This window comes from Aneurinibacillus sp. Ricciae_BoGa-3 (assembly GCF_028421645.1).
Classification (GTDB): domain Bacteria; phylum Bacillota; class Bacilli; order Aneurinibacillales; family Aneurinibacillaceae; genus Aneurinibacillus_B.
Window position 1 is genome coordinate 1,586,826 of the sequence record NZ_CP116887.1, and the last position, 19,467, is coordinate 1,606,292.

19 protein-coding genes, 5 tRNA genes, 1 pseudogene and 1 riboswitch are annotated in these 19,467 nt (G+C 45.9%); of the genes and pseudogenes, 20 read left to right on the plus strand and 5 right to left on the minus strand.

The window, feature by feature from the left end; all coding sequences use genetic code 11:
- Positions 1-141: 141 nt before the first annotated feature.
- Complete coding sequence (locus PP175_RS08160) at positions 142-384, minus strand: hypothetical protein (protein WP_272442271.1); 243 nt, start codon at positions 382-384, stop codon at positions 142-144.
- A gap of 233 nt (positions 385-617) precedes the next feature.
- A riboswitch (cyclic di-AMP (ydaO/yuaA leader) is annotated at positions 618-750 on the plus strand.
- Positions 751-755: 5 nt separating this feature from the next.
- Between PP175_RS08160 and PP175_RS08165 the strand changes: the two genes are divergently transcribed.
- The 4 genes from PP175_RS08165 to PP175_RS08180 all read left to right on the plus strand — a co-directional run bounded on the left by PP175_RS08165 (position 756) and on the right by PP175_RS08180 (position 4,161).
- On the plus strand, positions 756-1,217 hold the full coding sequence (locus tag PP175_RS08165) for a C40 family peptidase (RefSeq protein WP_272442272.1): 462 nt from the start codon (positions 756-758) through the stop codon (positions 1,215-1,217).
- A gap of 227 nt (positions 1,218-1,444) precedes the next feature.
- Positions 1,445-2,227, plus strand: coding sequence for a GDSL-type esterase/lipase family protein (locus PP175_RS08170; RefSeq protein ID WP_272442273.1), 783 nt, complete (start codon positions 1,445-1,447; stop codon positions 2,225-2,227).
- A gap of 10 nt (positions 2,228-2,237) precedes the next feature.
- Positions 2,238-3,179: an ABC transporter ATP-binding protein gene (locus PP175_RS08175; RefSeq protein WP_272442274.1), complete on the plus strand. Its 942-nt coding sequence runs from the start codon at positions 2,238-2,240 to the stop codon at positions 3,177-3,179.
- Positions 3,172-4,161, plus strand: coding sequence for an ABC transporter permease (locus PP175_RS08180; protein WP_272442275.1), 990 nt, complete (start codon positions 3,172-3,174; stop codon positions 4,159-4,161). Before PP175_RS08175 ends, PP175_RS08180 begins: the two co-directional genes overlap by 8 nt.
- Before the next feature lie 48 nt (positions 4,162-4,209).
- On the opposite strand, the gene PP175_RS08185 is transcribed toward PP175_RS08180, so the two are convergent.
- Positions 4,210-5,139, minus strand: coding sequence for a polysaccharide deacetylase family protein (locus tag PP175_RS08185; protein WP_272442276.1), 930 nt, complete (start codon positions 5,137-5,139; stop codon positions 4,210-4,212).
- A gap of 263 nt (positions 5,140-5,402) precedes the next feature.
- Between PP175_RS08185 and PP175_RS08190 the strand changes: the two genes are divergently transcribed.
- From PP175_RS08190 to PP175_RS08250, 13 genes and pseudogenes are all read left to right on the plus strand, one after another.
- Positions 5,403-5,831 carry a BrxA/BrxB family bacilliredoxin gene (locus PP175_RS08190; RefSeq protein WP_272442277.1) on the plus strand — a complete coding sequence of 143 codons (429 nt, stop codon included), beginning with the start codon at positions 5,403-5,405 and terminating at the stop codon, positions 5,829-5,831.
- A 397-nt stretch (positions 5,832-6,228) separates the two neighbouring features.
- Positions 6,229-6,322: transfer RNA gene (locus tag PP175_RS08195), tRNA-Ser, on the plus strand.
- A gap of 7 nt (positions 6,323-6,329) precedes the next feature.
- Positions 6,330-6,421 (plus strand) — tRNA-Ser (locus PP175_RS08200).
- Positions 6,422-6,439: 18 nt separating this feature from the next.
- Positions 6,440-6,516: transfer RNA gene (locus PP175_RS08205), tRNA-Met, on the plus strand.
- Positions 6,517-6,559: 43 nt separating this feature from the next.
- Positions 6,560-6,633, plus strand: a tRNA-Gly gene (locus PP175_RS08210).
- 74 nt (positions 6,634-6,707) lie between these two features.
- Positions 6,708-6,784, plus strand: a tRNA-Ile gene (locus PP175_RS08215).
- Positions 6,785-6,976: 192 nt separating this feature from the next.
- Positions 6,977-7,606, plus strand: coding sequence for a TetR/AcrR family transcriptional regulator (locus PP175_RS08220; protein ID WP_272442278.1), 630 nt, complete (start codon positions 6,977-6,979; stop codon positions 7,604-7,606).
- Between the two features lie 70 nt (positions 7,607-7,676).
- Positions 7,677-9,044 (plus strand): annotated as a pseudogene (locus PP175_RS08225) (NAD(P)/FAD-dependent oxidoreductase); the annotation flags it as partial.
- A gap of 68 nt (positions 9,045-9,112) precedes the next feature.
- Positions 9,113-9,652 (plus strand): response regulator, encoded by a 540-nt coding sequence (locus PP175_RS08230; protein WP_272442279.1) that lies wholly within the window; start codon positions 9,113-9,115, stop codon positions 9,650-9,652.
- A 99-nt stretch (positions 9,653-9,751) separates the two neighbouring features.
- On the plus strand, positions 9,752-11,680 hold the full coding sequence (locus PP175_RS08235) for a sensor histidine kinase (RefSeq protein ID WP_272442280.1): 1,929 nt from the start codon (positions 9,752-9,754) through the stop codon (positions 11,678-11,680).
- Positions 11,673-12,044: a response regulator gene (locus PP175_RS08240; RefSeq protein ID WP_272442281.1), complete on the plus strand. Its 372-nt coding sequence runs from the start codon at positions 11,673-11,675 to the stop codon at positions 12,042-12,044. Before PP175_RS08235 ends, PP175_RS08240 begins: the two co-directional genes overlap by 8 nt.
- Positions 12,045-12,187: 143 nt before the next feature.
- Positions 12,188-12,496, plus strand: a complete 309-nt coding sequence (locus tag PP175_RS08245; RefSeq protein ID WP_272442282.1) for a 4a-hydroxytetrahydrobiopterin dehydratase — start codon at positions 12,188-12,190, stop codon at positions 12,494-12,496.
- Between the two features lie 190 nt (positions 12,497-12,686).
- Complete coding sequence (locus PP175_RS08250; protein WP_272442283.1) at positions 12,687-13,445, plus strand: hypothetical protein; 759 nt, start codon at positions 12,687-12,689, stop codon at positions 13,443-13,445.
- Here the strand turns inward: PP175_RS08250 and PP175_RS08255 are convergent.
- Positions 13,398-14,942 (minus strand): long-chain-fatty-acid--CoA ligase, encoded by a 1,545-nt coding sequence (locus PP175_RS08255; RefSeq protein WP_272442284.1) that lies wholly within the window; start codon positions 14,940-14,942, stop codon positions 13,398-13,400. The two genes, PP175_RS08250 and PP175_RS08255, sit on opposite strands and share 48 nt — an antisense overlap.
- Before the next feature lie 153 nt (positions 14,943-15,095).
- Between PP175_RS08255 and PP175_RS08260 the strand changes: the two genes are divergently transcribed.
- A complete protein-coding gene (locus tag PP175_RS08260; protein WP_272442285.1) occupies positions 15,096-15,917 on the plus strand; it encodes a lytic transglycosylase domain-containing protein in 822 nt (273 codons plus the stop codon).
- Between the two features lie 415 nt (positions 15,918-16,332).
- Here the strand turns inward: PP175_RS08260 and PP175_RS08265 are convergent, their stop codons facing one another.
- Positions 16,333-16,635 (minus strand): hypothetical protein, encoded by a 303-nt coding sequence (locus PP175_RS08265; protein ID WP_272442286.1) that lies wholly within the window; start codon positions 16,633-16,635, stop codon positions 16,333-16,335.
- Between the two features lie 4 nt (positions 16,636-16,639).
- Complete coding sequence (locus PP175_RS08270) at positions 16,640-17,038, minus strand: globin domain-containing protein (protein ID WP_272442287.1); 399 nt, start codon at positions 17,036-17,038, stop codon at positions 16,640-16,642.
- A 213-nt stretch (positions 17,039-17,251) separates the two neighbouring features.
- On the opposite strand from PP175_RS08270, the gene PP175_RS08275 reads away from it, so the two are divergent.
- Positions 17,252-18,469, plus strand: a complete 1,218-nt coding sequence (locus PP175_RS08275; protein WP_272442288.1) for a hypothetical protein — start codon at positions 17,252-17,254, stop codon at positions 18,467-18,469.
- A gap of 491 nt (positions 18,470-18,960) precedes the next feature.
- Positions 18,961-19,410: a hypothetical protein gene (locus tag PP175_RS08280; RefSeq protein WP_272442289.1), complete on the plus strand. Its 450-nt coding sequence runs from the start codon at positions 18,961-18,963 to the stop codon at positions 19,408-19,410.
- Positions 19,411-19,467 lie beyond the last annotated feature (57 nt).

Here is a 19,467-nt window from a genome sequence, read left to right on the forward strand (position 1 = left end):
GATATTAAAAAGACATGGATAAACCGCTTGGGTTGTATCCATGTCTTTTTTTTTCGGTTAAGAGTGCCTTGAGCGATTTTTTAAATGGGACCTCCGGCTCTGAGGGGAAAGGAGAGAGCGGCATGGCCCGCGATGTTTTTCTCATTGTTCCGGACGTTTTAACTTCACCTGGGATTGTTTATCGTTTGCCTGTCTTGCGCTCTCAGGGGTAGCCTGGAGCGGGTCTTCATGCAAGCCTTCATTATTTAGCTCTTCATTCGTCTTCATGTGCTTCATTTCTTCGCCCACCTGCTTAACTTCATCAAAATCCGGCACCATTGTATTGGTAATCACGGGGTCGTCTTTTTTCGTTCCATGATTTCTATTATCGTTGTTATTATTCATCGCTAGCATCCTCCTTGTTTTTCAATTCCTGCTACCTATTTCCTACCCGATAGGTGGGATAATTAAACAAGGCCTATTTTTACAGTTAGACAAAATGTTGCATGATATGCCAATAGTTTGTGTCGAAAATGTGAACAATGGCGAGTTTGTCTGTTTTTTTTCGATAAACTTAGATAGAATGTAACCGTTGTAAAGAAATATATGACAAATTTGTTGAGGTGTGTCGCTGGCAGAAAGTTTACTTGCTGAATCCACGATTTTTGTGGAGCGGGGGATTTTTATCTTTGGGGTGTATCTGCTCTATGCAGAGAGAGACCTTATCCTCTCAACCCGTCAACTAACCTCGTAGGCACGAAGGGAGTAAAATAGAGATGAAGCGAAAAAAGGTTGTTGCAAGTATTTTAACTGGGAGTATTATGCTTTTTGGGTCAATTTTACCGGCAGGACAGGCTTCTGCAGCTGTGTCTGCATCTGGCTTAATTAGCAGTGCGAAGACGTTAATGGGGACCCCTTATGTATTTGGGGGAACGTCTACAAGCGGATTTGACTGTTCGGGATTTATTGACTATATCTTTAAGAAACAGCACGTATCTCTTCCGCGTACGGCAGATGGGATATACCAGCAAGGCAAATCTGTATCCCGTTCATCACTCCGGCCGGGGGATTTAGTATTCTTTAAAACTTCCCGTTCATCAGCACACATCTCCCATACAGGTATGTATATTGGGAATGGCAAGTTCATTCACGCTGCAACGAGTAAAGGCGTCAGCATCAGTGACCTGAATGACCAATACTACTGGGGGAGCCGTTATGCAGGAGCAAAGCGGATATAATTACTCTTCTAACAATGAATACCAATAATTTCATGAGGTGAAAAGCGTTTGGCTTCGTTTTTTTTTGAAAAAACAGGCCAGGCGCTTTTTATTTGCCTAATGTATGCGCAGCATGCCGGCGTCGGGCGGCTGTTCCTGCCTCATGTGTTGCCAAGTTTTCGAATTGGAAACGATAGGTATATAATAAACAGGAGACCATACGAGCAACAGGAAAGTGAGGGAGCCGCGTGTCTGCACGTACAGCTTGGTACATATTCAGCATAATCAGCGTTATATTGACCGCCTTACTGGCAGCTGGCTTCTATTTAGGGCTCAAAGATATCTACAGGCCCGGCCCTGTGGCGCAGCCTCCTGAAGGCGGTATCCCGGGGGTGGGCGAGAAGATTGGTGGTCCAAACAATATTATGATCGTGGCCCTTGGAGATTCTTTAACGAGAGGGACTGGTGATGATTCGGGAAAAGGGTATATTGGCAATGTACAGGATGAAATAAAGAAAGCTATGAATAAAAACGTCCTTGTTTTTAACCAGGGTATCAATGGATACCGTACAATGGACTTGCTTGAAGATCTGCAGAAAAGATCCGACATTCGGCGCATGCTGGCGCAGGCTGACATCATCACCATTACAATTGGCGGAAATGACTTATTCAGCCTAAGCCATGATGAAGTGAATCCTGCAGTCGTCAGAAAACGGGTTCCTGCCGCGCTTGCCCGCTTTAAAAGGATAGTTGATGAACTAGCTGTGATTAACCCTAGAGCGACTCTGCTATACATGGGACTGTATAATGCCTTTTATGATTTGCCGAATGCAAGTGAAACTTCGCGGGTTGTGCAGCAATGGAATGAAGGCGCTCAGTCTATCTTATATCAACATCCGCGTGACATTTTTGTTGCAACGGATGATTTGTTCCGGCTTAACCTTAGAAAGTACTTATCAAGCGATCACTTTCACCCTAACCGGGAAGGGTATAAAAGAATAGGCCTGCGGATGGCACAGGCCGTTGAGTAGGAGGAAGTTTATGGCAGAACATGCACCCAACTTTACCACGCTGGAAGTAAAAGACCTTGTAAAGGACATACGCAAAAAGCGGATTATTCATGGCGTATCGTTCTCCATTCAGCAGGGTGAGATTTTTGGGTTCCTTGGTCCGAACGGCTCAGGCAAGACAACGACCATCCGAATGCTTGTCGGGCTCATCCGGCCTACATCCGGCTCCGTTATCATCTGCGGTCATAATCTTGCAACCAGCCATAATCAAGCGCTTCGCTGTATAGGCTCTATCGTAGAGAATCCTGAGCTGTATTCTTATATGAGCGGTATGGAGAATCTCGAGCATTTTGCCAGAATGATCCCCGGTGTTACCCGGAAGAAAATAGACGAAGTTGTGGAGCGTGTCGACCTCAGCGACCGGATTCATGATAAGGTTAAAGATTATTCGCTTGGCATGCGGCAGCGGCTTGGCATCGCCCAGGCGCTGCTGGGCGACCCGCGCCTGCTTATCCTTGATGAGCCCACTAATGGACTGGATCCGCAGGGCATAAAGGAGATGCGCGCCTTTATTCATGATCTGGCGGCGGAGGGCATGAGCGTATTTATATCCAGTCATCTGTTGAGCGAAATCCAGCAGATGTGCAACCGGGTCGCTATTATAAACAATGGCAGGGTAATTAAAGTTGGACATGTCGATAAACTGCTGGATGAGACAGCGGATAAAACTTACTGGAATGTTCAGCCGATAGATGTTGCCCGGGTAATTATAGGTGCATCCCCTGGTGTTACGGTGCTGCCTTCGGATCCGGATGCGGAACATATGATAGTCACGAACAATGCGGCACATCTCGTTCCCGGCTTAATCCATAAGCTTGTCGCTGAAGGTGTATCTGTTTTTTCAATAGAGAGGCGCAAGCCAACGCTTGAGGACTTATTCCTCCACATAACAGGAGGCGGAATGGATGAGTAGCCTTTATTCGCTTACCATGAACGAAAGCATCAAGATCTTGCGGCGAAAAAAACTGGCCGTTATTTTGCTTATCTTAGCGGTGCTTGTACCGATCTTTACATATGCTCAGTACAAAGTTACATTAAACAATCAGAAACAGATGGGTACATCGGATTGGCGTGTTCAGGTAAGGCAGCAAATTAACGATACAACAAACCGGTTAAGCAGCGCGCGCATTCCGGAAGAATGGAAACAGATGATGCGGATACGCGTGCAACAGCTGCAGTACTACCTCGATCATAATATTAATCCCACGTCACCTAATGGGGTTACATTTATGCGCGATTTTATGGCCAACGCTGTCACGCTCTTTATTCCGCTGCTGGTCGTAATCGTCGCTTCTGATCTGGTCTCCGGAGAGTACACGAGCGGGACGATCAAAGTTCTTCTTACACGTCCGGTAATGCGGTGGAAAGTGCTGGCAAGTAAAGTCATTGCCCTGCTTTTATTCGTTTCTGTAATCGTTATTTGCACGGGGGCTATGGCCTATCTAATCTCTGGCCTTGTTTTTGGCTACGGCGGGTGGAACTATCCTGTGCTTACGGGTTTTCAATTGAAGGGTTCCGAAATGCTGACAAACACTGTACATACCGTTCCGCAATGGATGTATATTATTATGGAATACGGTTTGGCATGGTATGCCTGTTTGGCCGTCGCCTGTATCTCCTTTATGGTCTCTGTTTTAATCCGGAGTACTGCCGCAGGAATGGGGGTGATGGTGGCAGCTTTAGTAGCTGGCACCATTTTAACCAATATGGTTTCAGCGTGGGAACAGGCCAGGTACTTCTTTATGGTTAATTTAAACCTGACGGATTACCTTGCCGGGAATGTTCCGCCCATTCCGGGCATGACACTGCCCTTTTCCCTGCTTACGCTTGCCGTGTGGGCAGTGGCCGCTCTGCTGGTGGCCTTTACTGTGTTTATCCGGCGCGATGTCTTGTGACCATAAGAAAAGAGTACCGGTACTGTATCCGATACTCTTTTCGCACGTTTATGATTTTGTTTTAGCAGGTTCGGCCTGTTGTTGGACTGGCTGTGTGAGCTGATCCTGTTTGCCGGGTTCAACCAGCCGTGGTTCAGGCAGGGGAGCCAGAGTATAACCTTCTTTTTTTAGATTTTGAATAATTTGCGGCAGGAGGGCAACCGTCTGCGGTTTCTCATGCATGAGGATGATGCCCCCTGGCTTAATTTCACGCGCAATGTTTGACAGAATTTTCTGTGGGTTATGCGGATATTTCCAATCTTCGCTGTCTGTTTCCCAATAGATCAAAGTTTGTTTGTTCTCCATTGCAGCAATGGATGTATTTTTATCTACAGAGCCGTATGGCGGACGAAAATAGACGATTGGCGCACCGATTTTTTTAGAGATAAAGACTGTTGTCTCTTTTATAATGCTTTCCTGTTCGCTGAGCGGTTTGTGCTTCATTGCTGTATGGTGCATGGTATGGGTGCCGATTACATGGCCTTCCTCAATCATCTGCCTGGCAATGGGCACATACTCATCTTTAACGTTTTCGCCTATCCAGAAGAAAGATCCTCTGATTCCGTTTTTATCTAGTATGTAGACGATCTCTTTCGTATGCTGGTTGGGGCCGTCATCAAATGTGAGGTAGGCGGTTTTAGTAGGAGCCGGCACTTTAGCAACCATCTTCCCAAGAGGGAGTACACTTTCAACAGCGGTTAGCGCTGTAAGTTTAACATTTTTTTGCGCCTCTGTTTCTGTTGCCTTGCTGCGTTCATTTGCCTGCTTTGTGCCAGGTTGGACAGTAGAGGGCTGGGCTTCGCCAGAAATCGACTGGATCAGACTGGTTGCCGAAAATACTGGGGCGCTATGTGAAAAAATTAAGTTAACCTGAATAATGGCGCCAAGGCCAAGCAATGCAAGCCAAATGAGTGTTTTCTTCTTTTTTGGTCGGTCCAAGTCTTTTCCCCTCTTTCTATGTAATAAACATACCCCACATATTAGACGCCGTAAAGGAAAAATTGTTCTATTCAAAATAGGATTTTATACCGTCCAGGTGAGCCAAAATCTGTGTTAATCGAGTCAATAATAAACTTAACACCAACAGCATAGTAGTAAAACTTTTCTAGCTGAAGAGAAAAAGGTATAATGGAGGAAACGATTGTTTTTGTTTTCCCCATTTTTGCAGCCAATCTTACTTTAGTTAGGGAGGAATATGTACGATGATGTCTTATGATGAATATATGAAATCAGTAATACAACCCATGCGTACTGAATTAACTTCTAACGGGTTTGAGGAAATTCGGACCCCTGAAGAGGTAGAAGCTAAATTCAAAGACATGAAAGGCACGGCCCTGGTTGTTGTGAATTCCGTGTGCGGATGTGCAGCAGGATTAGCGCGCCCTGCGGCCGTTCGTTCTCTCCAGAATGATAAAAAGCCGGATCACCTCTTTACGGTATTCGCTGGGCAGGATAAAGAAGCCACAGCAAAAGCCAGGGAATATTTTACAGGTTACCCGCCATCTTCCCCCTCCTTTGCGCTTTTAAAAGATGGCAAGCTGGTTCATATGGTCGAGAGGCATGAAATTGAGAACCGCCCGCTCGAGCAGATTGCAGCGAATCTGACAGAAGCTTTTAATAAATACTGCTAATTCATAGCCTGTAAAGCCTCCTGCATACCCAGCAGGGGGATTTACAGGCTTTTTTCTATAAGAAGGTGGAGGGACCTCCGGTCCCGAAACACCCAAGAAAACATTGTGAGGCGCATGACCGCACCTTTCTTTCCCCCTGTGGAGCGTGTGGAACAGAGGGCGAAAAATACCGGCAAAGTGTCTCCGTCATTGAGATACCCAGATGTTATTGCCGGTCTGACCGTCGTTCCACAAAGCGGCCGAAAAAACTTCTATGAGGGGAAAGGAGAGAGCGGCATGGCCCGCGATGTTTTTGTGCGTGGTTTCAGGGAGTGAAAAAATACTTGCGTAAGAGGAGATGGCATGATAAGATAATTTTTGTCGCCGAGTGAAGGACCAACCGGAGCGATTCAGAAATGGACAGGTGTCCGAGTTTGGCCGAAGGAGCACGATTGGAAATCGTGTAGGCGGGGTAACTCGTCTCGTGGGTTCGAATCCCACTCTGTCCGCCATTATTTTGGAGAGTTACCCAAGAGGCTGTAAGGGGCTCCCCTGCTAAGGGAGTAGACGGGTTAAACCGTGCGAGGGTTCGAATCCCTCACTCTCCGCCAGTTGTGTAATCATTTGATGGCGGTGTAGCTCAGCTGGCTAGAGCGTACGGTTCATACCCGTAAGGTCGGGGGTTCGATCCCCTCCGCCGCTACCATTTTTAGAATAAGAAGACGCTTGAACACAGGTCAGGCCTATAGGCGGGTGTAGTTCAATGGTAGAACATCAGCCTTCCAAGCTGAATACGTGGGTTCGATTCCCATCACCCGCTCCACATAATCCACAAAAGTGAAGTAGATGCTTCGTAGCTACTTCCGAATACTTTTGCGGGGCCCGTTAAAAAATTAGGGGCCTATAGCTCAGTTGGTTAGAGCGCACGCCTGATAAGCGTGAGGTCGGCTGTTCGAGTCAGCCTAGGCCCACCATACACACATACATAAATGCCTCCTTTCCGTATGGAAAACGGGGCATTTTTTCAGTTGACAAGGGATTTCGGGGTGACATGGCTCGCGAGTTTTTCTGAACTTTTGCCATCATAACTGCAACTAAATTGTAACTTGTTTCGTACTTGTATATGGAGGATACTGGTAGTAGTTGAGGAAAAGGAGTTATACATAATGACCAAAAAATATTCGCCGCGAGTACAAAGGACGAGAGATAAAATTCTTGCCTCCGCCCTTGAAATTTTTTCGGAGAAAGGATTTCAGGGAACCACCATCCGGGAAGTTGCGCGGTTAGCCGAAGTGAATGACCTAACCGTCTACCGCCATTTTGAAAGCAAGGAGAATTTGTTCGAGGAAATGGTGACCCGCCATACCCTGCTTGCAGATATGAACAGACATATCAAAAATTGTTTCAGCGGAAATTTAGAAGACGATGTCCGCTCGATTATTTATACGTTTACGGGGATATTAAAGAAAGAAATAAACGTGATCCGGTTAATGCTTGCAGAGTCCGGGCGCATGGAGGAAGGAAAGAAGTTTCTTGCTTCCTTTACACAGAATATTCTGCAGGGGCTTACCAATTTCTTTGAACGCTATCAATTAAGCGGACAAGTACGGGAGGGCGTTGATTGTTATGCCATAGCCGCAAGTCTATTTGGCACGGTCTTTTCCCGGCTTTATGCAGTCATCTTATACGGTGAAGTTGAAAGTTTGGATAAGGTGATGGATGATGAGGATAGGCTGCTCAATGGATGGGTTGATCTGTATGTCTCCGGCCTCCACACATTAGAGTACGTGCATTAAAAGCAAAGGCCTTTCCTTCAGGAAGGCCTTTTTGCTGGGCATCCGGGAAAAAGAAATGTAAACGTATAATATTCTACTCATTGATAAAGGACACGATATTTTTAGACGTCACTGTCCTATTCTGCAGAAAAGGATCACCAAATGCCCACCGCCAGCCGGCCGTAAGGATTTTAGCGGGTGTTTGCCCGCCTGCTCTATTACAAACGGTTTCGGCGGGGCTGGAGCCTATTCAGATGGGAAATTCAATATCACGACTGAATTCGGCGGCTGGCTAACAGATTATCTCGCTCCTTCTGAGGTACTTAACCTCATTCGTTATGTAGATCAAATCAACCTCAGGCATGGTGCCACTCTGGATATTACCGATCCAACCACTGCTCATGTGAAGGAAATCGAACGCAAAGGTGCTTCGGTTGGGTTAAAGCTGCTCCGCGCTAATGTGCGCCATCTTGGAACCGAGCAAAACCTGGAAATTCTCAAAAGCATCTACCAGGAACTTGAACATTGTATTACAATGAAATTTAAAACCGAAATTGCCGACATTTTAACGGAAAAGAGTAGGGATGGGCTTTCAATAATAGGAGTTGAATGCAAATCAGGACAAGCGTATTATGCCGACCATGTTGTGATTGCGCCGGGCCGTGATGGATCGGAGTGGTTTGGCAATATGCTTAAAAGACATGGGCTTAAATTAATGAACAACCAGGTGGATGTAGGCGTTCGGGTTGAAACGTCCAACGTAGTTATGGAAGAAATCAATAAACATCTGTATGAAGGAAAGTTTATTTATAAATCCACCACGGATCAAATCATTCGCAGCTTTTGTTCGAACCCGAGCGGCCATGTAGTAATTGAGAACCACAGTGGAGTGATGACGGCTAATGGCCATGCCTACAAAGATAAAAAACTCGGCAGCGAGAATACGAACTTTGCACTGCTTGTTTCCCATATATTTACGGAGCCTTTCGACAAGCCCAATGAATACGCAAAAGAAGTGTCGCGACGAGCAAATGATCTTTCCGGCGGTTCGGTTATCGTTCAGCGTTTTGGCGATATCATGCGAGGGCGCCGCAGCACAGAAAAAAGAATTAAGGAAGGGTTTATTGAACCTACTCTTAAAGAAGCGGTTCCAGGTGATCTGGGGCTTGTGCTTCCTTATAATACAATGAAAAGCCTGGTTGAGATGGTCGAAGCGCTTGACCATGTAACGCCTGGCCTTGCCAGTGAGCATACCCTATATTATGGGGTGGAGGCTAAGTTTTATTCAGCACGCCCGAAATTAACGGACTGGTTTGAAACAGAAATTCATGGTTTATATGCGGGTGGCGACGGTGCTGGGATTACCCGAGGCCTTGCTCAGGCAGGCGCCTGCGGCGTTAAAATCGCACGGGGCATTTTGAGCAATACAAAAGCGATTCAGGGAAGCAGCAGAACATAGAATTTTATGAGAAAACTTCCTTTTATTAGTATATTTTGTGGTATAATGCGAAAATAGGGGGAATGCTAATGGAAGCAAAACCAACGGTGTTAATTGTAGATGACGATAAAGATATCTGTTATTTACTTGCAACCGCGATCCAATCAGACGACATCGAAATTCTTAGTGCACACTCAAGCAAGGAAGCAATGATTTTGTTTGATAATAACCGGCCGGATCTGGTTCTCCTCGACATTCAGCTTCCGGAAATGACAGGCATACAGGTTCTTGAGCAGATGAAAAAAATAGATAATAACTGCCAGATTATAATGGTAACCGCCTATGCAACGATAGATACGGCGATTCAGGCTATGAAGCTTGGTGCGCTCGATTATGTCTGCAAACCTTTTAAGCTTCCTGAACTGCGTGAAACGGTACGCAATGCTATCGAATTTCTAAAAATGAAAGAGGAAACAGCTGTTACACTTGAACAGGTGGAGCGGGCCCATATCGAAAAAGTTTTAGGGGAAGTAGACGGTAATCGACGGGTGGCTGCCGAGCGCTTGGATATTTCGCTTCGCACACTCTATTACAAAATTAAACAATATGATATACAGGCCAATCCTTAAAATCCAGAAGCTAGTTACTAGATCTGGTTTTTTTTCTGCAATTCTTTTACTTTCGTCACGGCCCTCAAGGTCAAAATCACTAATTCTGGAGCAGGTAAAATGATACAACTTTTGCAGAGGTGGAAAAACAACCCGATTCGATTGAAGTTTTTTAGCAGTTTTCTGGCCATTGTGTTGTTTGCCGGTATCAGCATGGCCGTGCTGAATGTACAATTGCTTCACGTCGTTGAGGACAACGAAAAAATCGTCAACCACTCCGTTCCAAAGCTTGTGACGCTACTTCAAGTAAAAAGTAATATCATGGAGCGGATTAACTTTGTGACGCTCTATGTTACAACCGGCAATGAATCGTTTATTCATAAATTTCAGGAGGCAAGCCAAAGAGCAGCTAAAATTGAAGGGAATTTACTTCGGGATGCCTCCCCCGGTGAGCAGGGTAAGGTAAACCAGTTTGTGCAGCGAAGCCAGGATTGGGAGTTTATACTTGAAGATCGCGTCATTCCCGTCTACCAGCTTGGCAATAAAGAAGGCGCTCTCGCCCTCTTAAACAATGAAGCACAGCCTAAAGCTGCCTCGCTCATGAGTGAAATTGAGGAGCTATCGCAAGGAAAAACAAAAGAAATCAATAGCACCAATCAGGCTACACTTGCGAATGCATGGTTTTCAGTCAGGCTCAGTTATCTGGTCATTGGCGGCACGCTTGTGCTTGCCATATTTTTTGCGCTGTTTATGTCGCAAAACATGACCGATCCGATATTATCCCTGCTAGCCGCTGTGCGAAAGATGTCTAAGGGCGATTTTTCTGCCCATGTTAAAGTGCGGCATCAGGACGAGTTGGGAGAGCTTGGTGAAGCCTTCAACCAGATGAGTGTGAGTATTCAGGGGCTGGTAGGCGAGCTCACAAAGGCAAATATCAGGCTTAAGGATGAAACAAAGCGTGCACAGGAGTCGACCCGGTTAAAGTCTGAATTCCTGGCGAATATGTCGCATGAGCTACGCACTCCTTTAACGGGCATCATTGGCTATAGTGAACTACTGTTGGCGGATACAGGCGGCCAACTGACTGACCAGCAGAAAGATTTCGCGGGAAATATCGTGCTGGCCGGTGAACATTTGCTTACGATGATTAACGATATACTGGATCTCTCTAAGATTGAAGCAGGCAAGTATGAAATTGAATGCAGCCCGGTCGATATTGTAGAGCTTGTTCAAGCTACAATAAAAATTATACCGGCGCAACACCATCAAATTGTTGTTCAATATGCAGAGGAACCGTCATGGGTGTATAATCTGGATGAAACCCGGATTAAACAAGTGCTTTTTAATTTGGTGAGCAATGCTATTAAGTTTAGCAATTATGGAACCAGGGTTACGATTTCGCTTCAACAAAGGGGCGGGTATGTAACCATTGAGGTCATGGACCAGGGAATAGGCATCCAGTCGGACAAACTGGATAAAATATTCGAACAATTTTATCAGAATGATGGCAGCCTTGGCAGGAAATATGAAGGAACAGGGCTGGGACTCGCTCTTTCTAAGCAGCTGGTTGAACTGCATAATGGTATGATTACAGTGGAGAGCACGCCTGGAGAAGGAAGTGTATTTACCGTCTGGCTGCCTGGTAATGATAAAAGCGAGGAAAGGCATGCATTTACACCTGCTTCGTGCGATCGCAACCGAATGATCTTCCTATATTTACCGGGTTTAAATCAAAATATTTCCGAATTACATAATTTTATCCAAAACAAATCCATCCAAGCCGAGATATTTATGGTAAAATCAAAGGAGGATATGGTTCTTAAAATTGGAGAAAGCATACCGGACACGGTATATTTAGCTGGCGTTGATTGCAATCAGGTTTACTTAGATTGGCTTGAAGCACTTAGGCCGTATGTCGCCGGACAGTTAATTGCCTGCTTGGGAGGTACACTGCGTCTGATTGATCGGGGGCGTGTTATGCAGCTTGCCGATGACCTTATCCCCTTAACTTTTCAGACCGGCAATTTAAAGGAGAATGGGCATGGCTAAGCTTATTTTGCTAGTAGAAGATAATATGTCGAATCGGGATTTATTTATTGAGATATTGCGTATGCATCCTGAATATGAACTTCATGTAGCAGAAAGTGGCTTGCAGGCACTCGAGATGCTTGAATCGTTTCGCCCGGATTTAATCTTAATGGATATCCATATGCCGGAAATGGACGGGCTTGCCGTGACAAGGGCGATTAAATCCACCCCGGAGCTTAGTGGCATACCCATTGTTGCGTTATCAGCTCTAGCCATGAAGTCTGATATTAAATCCGCTATTGACGCCGGCTGTGTAGGGTACATAACCAAGCCAGTCCGCATAAAGAAATTTATGGATGATATTAAAACATATATAACGAATTAACGGACCTGAACGAAGAGGGCAATGAGGTTTTAAGCGGATGCTTAGGATGGTAAGTGTATGTTTAGCTATTCGGAATGCAACTTTCTCACCTTAGATGAATACATTGTAGAAGTTATACTCATTTAAGAGAAAGGGTGAAGTGTATGGCTAAGTTGTCCGATGAACAAATTACGATTAGCCTTTCTAAAATTCCTGGTTGGACGCTGGAAAACCAGAACCGGACCATTAAAAGAAACATTCATTTCGCAAGTTTTCCTGAAGCGATGCAGTTCGTGCATCAGGTCGGTGAATATGCCGAAGCGGCCAACCATCATCCTGACATTGATATCCGTTACAGAGATGTGACCTTAAGACTTACAACCCATGACAGCAACGGCTTAACCGGAAAAGATTTCGCGCTGGCACAGAAAATTAACCAGGCATGCCCAACGAAGGTAGACATGCTGGACTAGATTTTGATAAAAGGCCCTAGCCGGAAATTATACGATAAAGAAGTAGATAATAACGTATTGCACGTTATCCATCTACTTCTTTTTAATGCTAAATAATATAGAAAGGGGATGCACCATGGTCGAACTGGAAGTCGGATAGCGGGCATATTTTTACTGTCAGCGCATACATAAAAAGTAAGGAGATGAAGGTATGTGGCTGCGAAATATTATCTGGTTTATCCTGCTTCTTGGCATTATCATTTTGAGTATATTCTTGTTCGTTCTGGTGATGAATCCTGTAACGGACACAAGTTCCGATACTGGACAGGCACAGCCAACACAGCAAAGCACACCTTCCCCGAACACAAAAATTACGGTAATCCAGCCGCCTAAGGCTTCGGTTGGCCCGACTGTAAGTACGCCGCCGCAGCCGGATTCTGGGACCAATTTACCGAAAAAACCTGGTGATGCAAATCCACAACAAAATCCCAGTGGGCAGATCGATAACACCCGTGTGCCGCAGGCTAGCCCGGCTAATCCCGCCAATCCGGATCAAAAAAAAGCGAATGAAACACCTATCTCTAATGGTTATACCGGAAGAATTACCGGCTTTATCACACTGGTGGCAGCTATTTTTCCGTTTTTATTTCTGCTTGCTGAAGGGCTGCCCCGCTTGCCATCCATGCGGCGGTTTTATCAAGCTTTCCTGCCGGTTTTTCCGTTTTTCGGCTTTGTTTTTCTGGCCGTTGCAGCTGTGCACGGCGGCGTTATGCTGTACATGCAGACCAAATGGACAACAGCAGGCGGCACCGGGCTTTTGTTGTATGCCATTTTTTTGTTCATGCTTCTGAGGGCAAGCCTCGCATTCGTACGGAGGCGCGCTCCCATACAAATGCGGCGCGGGATTGCCCCTATTATTAGTTTAATCCTCTTTATCCTTTTCCATATCATCAGCGGAAACGGCCCGTAGTTCTTTTTTTAGAATCTTCCCTGTTGCACTTTTCGGAAGTTCTGCGATGAATTCCACCAGACGTGGCATTTTGTAAGAGGCAAGCTTTGGTTTTAAATAATCAAGTACTGTGCGGCGGTCGAGCTCGGCACCTTCTTTTGGCACGACGAATGCTTTAACAATCTCTCCTTTAAGCGGGTCTGGAATCCCTACGACCGCAGCCTCAAGTATATCGGGATGCACATACAGAAGTTCTTCGATTTCCCGCGGATACACATTTAGGCCCCGGGTAATAATCATGTCTTTTTTGCGGTCTACAATAAAAAGGTAACCTTCCTCATCCCTGTAAGCCATATCACCGGTATGAAGCCAGCCTCCTTTAAGAGCTTCAGCCGTTTCCTCCGGCAGTCCAAGATAACCCTTCATGACGTTTAAACCCTTAATAAGCAGTTCACCGACCTCACCGCTTGGCAAAGCGAGTTCGCCGGGTGTGCCAATTTTCACTTCCACCCCATACAAAGGCTTGCCGATAGAACCTGGCTTTTTCTCGCCGACAAGCGGGTTCAGGCTGACAACGGGTGCCGCCTCTGTTAGGCCATATCCTTCTACAAGCGGGATTTCATACTGTTTATTAAACAGGTTTAGAATTTCGACTGGCATAGGCGCCCCGCCTGAAACCGCAAGCCTAAGGTCGGGAAATTCCACTTTACCGTCCCTTAAAGCCTGAGCAAGCACCACATACATGGCAGGCACCCCGCAAAAAACGGAGACACGGTGTTTAACCAGCGAGGCCATTACCTCTTTTGGCTGGAAAGCGTCGTGAATCACAATGGGCGAACCTGTATATAAAGGCAGCAGTACTGATGTCGTAAAACCAAAAGTGTGAAACATAGGAAGAACGCACATAAAAATGTTTGTTTCCCCAATTAAATTTAAGGTGATGGAACAGGATACCGTATTGGCCATCAGATTAGTATGGGAAAGCATAACCCCTTTGGGCTTTCCTGTTGTGCCGGACGTATAGAGCAGCGTGCAAATATCATCCGGATTCAGATCAATTGGTTTAGCCGGTTTTTGCTTGCTAACGGCTTCGGCAAGTTCATTCTGTAAAACAAAGACATGAGAAAGTCCCAGACTGGTTTGAATGCGCGCACTGTCTGTTTTTAGCCTGGCCAGAATTTTTTCGTGTACAATGAGGGCCTGGGCACCGGAATCCTTGAGAATAAAAGAAATTTCTTCCATGGTAAGCATTAGATTAAGCGGAACCACGATAGCGCCTATCTGGGTAATGGCCATGTAGCTGTAGATATATTCAGGCGTATTGTAGCAGCTTAGCGCGACGATATCCCCTTTTTTTAATCCTGCGGCTGTAAAGTGGGCGCAATACTGGCGGATGGTTGTATCCATCTCGTAGAATGTCTGGGTAAAATCCCGGTAGATAAGTGCTGTATCATCCGGTTTGGCTTTGTTAAGATAAAAGTTACCAAAGTGCAGCCCTGCTATCATTTCCTCCAGCAAAATGAAATAACCTCCTTGATTTTCTACAAGTTAACAGAAAGTTTCACATCAAGTATACAGACCTTCTCTAGCGGAGTAAAATTATCCTTTTTTATTGGAACGCTAACGGTTACAATGGAGAAGATAGGTAAGAAACTGGAAGGTGATCAAAACATGGAAGTAGCTTCTCCCCAATGGCTGTATGAGAATATGCTGATTCAGGCAGCAGACAAAAATCCTGAAGTACAGAAGCAAATAGGACAAGAGGCTTTATCCGGCCAGGCAAGCTCTTTTGCCGATGTGCTGGCCGCCTCTCTTCAAAATAATGCAACACAAGCCCTGCTGAAGTCACTCTCTGCCAGCAGCGATGATGGTACAAGCGATCCGCAAGCGACGGATGCTTCTTCGCTCGCATCGCTTCTGGGTCCACTCCAGATGGCGAACCAGTTGGGTCTTTCTCCAGCGGCAGCCCAGCTGCCAGTAAACACAGGGTTGGACCAGGGCAGTTGGCCGGCTCAGGTGCCAGCTCAGATTTTGAGCCAGCCGCTTTCTGATCCGCAATCCGTTTTATCGCCTAGCGCCAAATTGCTCAGTACGTATAAAAATAACACCGGCGCGCCATCAAGTATCGCCGATTCAATAGCGGCGGCAGCCAAGCGGTATGGTGTGCCGGAGAAGCTGATCGCTTCGGTTATTAAACAGGAAAGTGATTATAACCCGTATTCACGCTCCTCAGCTGGCGCTATGGGATTAATGCAGCTTATGCCGGAAAATGTCAAAGAACTCGGCATAAGCGATCCGTATAACGTTGACCAGAATATCGACGGTGGAACCCGGCAGCTGAAGTCTTACCTTGACCAATACAATGGAGATGTTACGCTGGCGCTAGCAGCCTATAATGCCGGACCGGGGAATGTCCAGAAATACGGTGGAATTCCTCCATTTAAAGAAACACAGAATTACGTCCAAAAAATCACATCTATGCTTAATGCGTGAGAAAAACATCGCGGCCCATGCCGCTCTCTCCTTTCCCCTCATAGAAGTTTTTACGGCCGCTTTGTGGAACGACGAGCGGACCGGCATTAGGGAATCTTGGCTAACGGCAAGCGTAAGCGCAGGCGATTGCCTTAGATTCCTTTATACCGTTTAGGTGCAACATCTGGGTATCTCAATGATGGAGACAGTTGCCGGTCTTTTTCGCCCTCCGTTCCACACGCTCCACAGGGGGAAAGAAAGGTGCGGACATGCGTCTCACGATGTTTTCCATAGGTGTTTCGGGACCGGAGGTCCCATTTTAAAAATTGCTCAATGCACTTCAACGCTTTAAAGCAAAATATACTTTCCTATACGATAAAAAGGGGTGCAACTATTCGATACGAACGGCTGGACCCTTTTTTCGTTTTCTATAGAATTACAACAGCTTGAAGCGACGGAGCTGATCCCACATTCCTTCCTTGCGCAGGATGGCTTTTTGTTTATCGCCAATTAAATCAAAATGCGGGTAGTCAGCTCGGAAGTCAATATACGCTTCCTTTAAACCATACGCTTGACCCCATTCAATCAGACGACCAATATCGGCGCACCCAGCTTTCGTTACGGTTGTAATGCCAGGGACGCGCGGATGGATCCAGTAATGCGTCAGAAAAGCAATGCGGCCGCCTGCAACCTGCCGCTTCCACTCTTCCAGTTCTTGACGTTTAATGCCAAAAGCCATTGTATTATTCCTCTTCGTCAGGCGTGTTAACCATATGTTGAGCTACCTGTGTCAGGCGTTCATACATAAACTCGCGGGCATACCCTTGCATGCCGATGTCATCCATCGCTTCCTTCATGAGCTTTAACCAGCGCTCGGCACGCTTAGGTGTGACGGCAAAAGGCATATGCCGGGCGCGCAGCATAGGGTGGCCGTACACGTTGCTGTACAGCGTTTCACCGCCTAAAAATTGTGTAAGAAACATAAATTGCTTATCAGCAGTAAGTGTTAAATCATCTGGGAAAATGGGGCTGAGTACCGGATCCTTGGCAACTTTCGAGTAGAAAGCATTCACAAGCTTGCGGATCGTTTCCCCACCGCCAATTGCTTTATAAGGGGTTTGACTGGTAAAATCAGAATTCATGTACCTTCTCCTTTAATATGACTCTTATTCTATTCTTATTATACCTCTCCCATTGCGCACAATCTATGATGGTCATCACACGAAAATTTTGGGTGGGCTCCCTGAGCTTTAGCAGGATGGCCGAATATCCTGATTCGCTGCGCCATATGTATATAACAGTTGTGTTATAGTAGAAGAATAACGATGATAGGTGTGTAGCTGGAGGAGGAGAAAATGCGTAAGCAAGTATTTGCCGATTCACTCGTTTCGCTGCCGGGGCCGGCACTGCGCCTTTTATGTGCCTTGCTGGAGAGGGTAAGTGCTATTGAACTTTATTCCGGCAAGTTAACCGCATCGCTGGAGAAGGACGCAGCCCGCTTGAGCGGGTTAACAGAGGACGAGTTATTAATAAGCTTTTTGTTAAAAATGAACGCCGTCATTCAAAACAATACCGTTTCCTATCTAACCCGCGAAGACTTTATTGTAAACACGAATCAACTGGTCGATAAAGCTATCGCGTTTCTATCCCGCGATGAAAAAAGCTTTCAAGGCGATTATTTAATTGATCTGCTTGTGTACGTCAATGAAAAAACGGAAAAGGCAAGAGAAAAGCACGGCGAAGAGATGTTGAAGCCTCTTGAACCTGAAGCGGATACGCTTGTTTCTTATTTGCGCAGGATGATAGAGGGAAGTACCGCTGTAATTAAGTCTATCTCTAACCAGCGTTTACGGGAACAAATCTACCCGTTTGTAATCTACTGTATGGTCCAGTGGTACGACGAGAGTCTGGATTCAGATAGCCGCATTTCACGCTTTCTTGCTTTTTGGAATGAGAGGAAGGGCATATACGATCACCTGGAACAAAAATTAAAAGAGCACGCCTACAAGATTGACCTGGAAGAAAGACTGCTTGACCAAAAACTAGGAAATATTAAAACGCTGCAGAAACAGCTTGATCAGATTGTGGATGAAAAAGAAAAAGTCAGGGATGCTTTAATCCAGCGCATTCCCCATGATCTACATAAACTTGAGGGAACGCTTGGGGACAAGGGAAACAAACTTCTGGCCAAACTCGCGCAACTTGCAGACCGAAAGCCCAGGGGCGCTGAAAAGGACGATGAAGGAATTCTGCGTTCCCTTTGGAATAAAATTGATGCCAGTATTAGTGACCACAGTACAGACAGAGAAATGAAAAAAGTCTCAGCCAAGCTTGTAGACGAAATGCTGCAATTAAAGAAGGATATTGCCCAACTTCCTGTTTTTTACATGGATCGAATCAAGCTAATCTATGATTGCGATAGTAAAATTCAGGAGATTAGGCGTTGGCGTTACCAGCTTGATCAGGAAGCCGACGTCCACAAAGACACAATAAAACACCATAAGGATCACAGCTCTACTATTGAACGGCAGATGAGAACGATAGAGTACGAACTGTTTCGAACAGGCATATAACCTTGAGCCTGTCACTACCCGGTTGGAAACCTCCGGGCAGTGACAGGCTTTTTCATCGTATAAGAAAGTATATTTTGCTTTTACGCGTTGAAGTGCGTTGAGCGATTTTTTTAAATGGGACCTCCGGTCCCGAAACACCCAAGGAAAACATCGTGAGGCGCATGTCCGCACCTTTCTTTCCCCCTGTGGAGCGTGTGGAACAGAGGGCGAAAAAGACCGGCAACTGTCTCCATCATTGAGATGCCCAGATGTTGCACCTAAACGGTATAAAGGAATCTAAGGCAATCGCCTGCGCTTACGCTTGCCGTTAGCCAAGATTCCCTAATGCCGGTCCGCCCGTCGTTCCACAAAGCGGCCGTAAAAACTTCTATGAGGGGAAAGGAGAGAGCGGCATGGCCCGCGATGTTTTTGTCATTTTGTACGCATAAAGTTGGGCCGGACAAGAATAAAATGTACAAATGATTCTATAACGAAGGGATGTGGGGAGGGCTGTGGTCAAAAAATGGAGCAAAAATATCCTGCTGTTTCTACTGGCTGTGTGCACGCTGTACCTGGGGGTGATGAAATACCAGGCCCATCTTGCCCAGCAGTATAGAGAGGAGTTTCGCGCCGTAAAAGGAGATGAAACGGTCGATCAGCTGGCTCGTCTCTACAAGGAGATTGTAGACTACCAGGCAGCGTATAAGTTAACACCGCAAAACCAGGCTATCATTGTCCAATCCCTGTTAAAGACAGGTAAACAGCTCAAAGACATTGATCAGGAAATGAAGAGCAAATATCCTGCCAGGCATGTTGATTTCTCATACGTGTACCAGGATTTGCTTCTTGTTGTTAAGCAGCTGCAGGACAAAGCCAATGATGCGAAGTTAAGCGTTATGGTTGTCCACGCGATTGAAGGAGTGGGCAATATTAAAATCCAGCTGTGTATGGCAAGCCACTAGGCTTATGCAACAAATAAAGAAGCCAGCGTTATTGGCACGCTGGCTTATATCATACAA

Bases quoted from the DNA above. Each gene is read 5' to 3' on its own strand.
- PP175_RS08160 (WP_272442271.1), bottom strand. From the start codon at position 384: ATGAATAATAACAACGATAATAGAAATCATGGAACGAAAAAAGACGAC.
- PP175_RS08165 (WP_272442272.1), top strand. From the start codon at position 756: ATGAAGCGAAAAAAGGTTGTTGCAAGTATTTTAACTGGGAGTATTATG.
- PP175_RS08175 (WP_272442274.1), top strand. From the start codon at position 2,238: ATGGCAGAACATGCACCCAACTTTACCACGCTGGAAGTAAAAGACCTT.
- PP175_RS08180 (WP_272442275.1), top strand. From the start codon at position 3,172: ATGAGTAGCCTTTATTCGCTTACCATGAACGAAAGCATCAAGATCTTG.
- PP175_RS08190 (WP_272442277.1), top strand. From the start codon at position 5,403: ATGATGTCTTATGATGAATATATGAAATCAGTAATACAACCCATGCGT.
- PP175_RS08220 (WP_272442278.1), top strand. From the start codon at position 6,977: ATGACCAAAAAATATTCGCCGCGAGTACAAAGGACGAGAGATAAAATT.
- PP175_RS08230 (WP_272442279.1), top strand. From the start codon at position 9,113: ATGGAAGCAAAACCAACGGTGTTAATTGTAGATGACGATAAAGATATC.
- PP175_RS08235 (WP_272442280.1), top strand. From the start codon at position 9,752: ATGATACAACTTTTGCAGAGGTGGAAAAACAACCCGATTCGATTGAAG.
- PP175_RS08240 (WP_272442281.1), top strand. From the start codon at position 11,673: ATGGCTAAGCTTATTTTGCTAGTAGAAGATAATATGTCGAATCGGGAT.
- PP175_RS08245 (WP_272442282.1), top strand. From the start codon at position 12,188: ATGGCTAAGTTGTCCGATGAACAAATTACGATTAGCCTTTCTAAAATT.
- PP175_RS08250 (WP_272442283.1), top strand. From the start codon at position 12,687: ATGTGGCTGCGAAATATTATCTGGTTTATCCTGCTTCTTGGCATTATC.
- PP175_RS08260 (WP_272442285.1), top strand. From the start codon at position 15,096: ATGGAAGTAGCTTCTCCCCAATGGCTGTATGAGAATATGCTGATTCAG.
- PP175_RS08265 (WP_272442286.1), bottom strand. From the start codon at position 16,635: ATGGCTTTTGGCATTAAACGTCAAGAACTGGAAGAGTGGAAGCGGCAG.
- PP175_RS08270 (WP_272442287.1), bottom strand. From the start codon at position 17,038: ATGAATTCTGATTTTACCAGTCAAACCCCTTATAAAGCAATTGGCGGT.
- PP175_RS08275 (WP_272442288.1), top strand. From the start codon at position 17,252: ATGCGTAAGCAAGTATTTGCCGATTCACTCGTTTCGCTGCCGGGGCCG.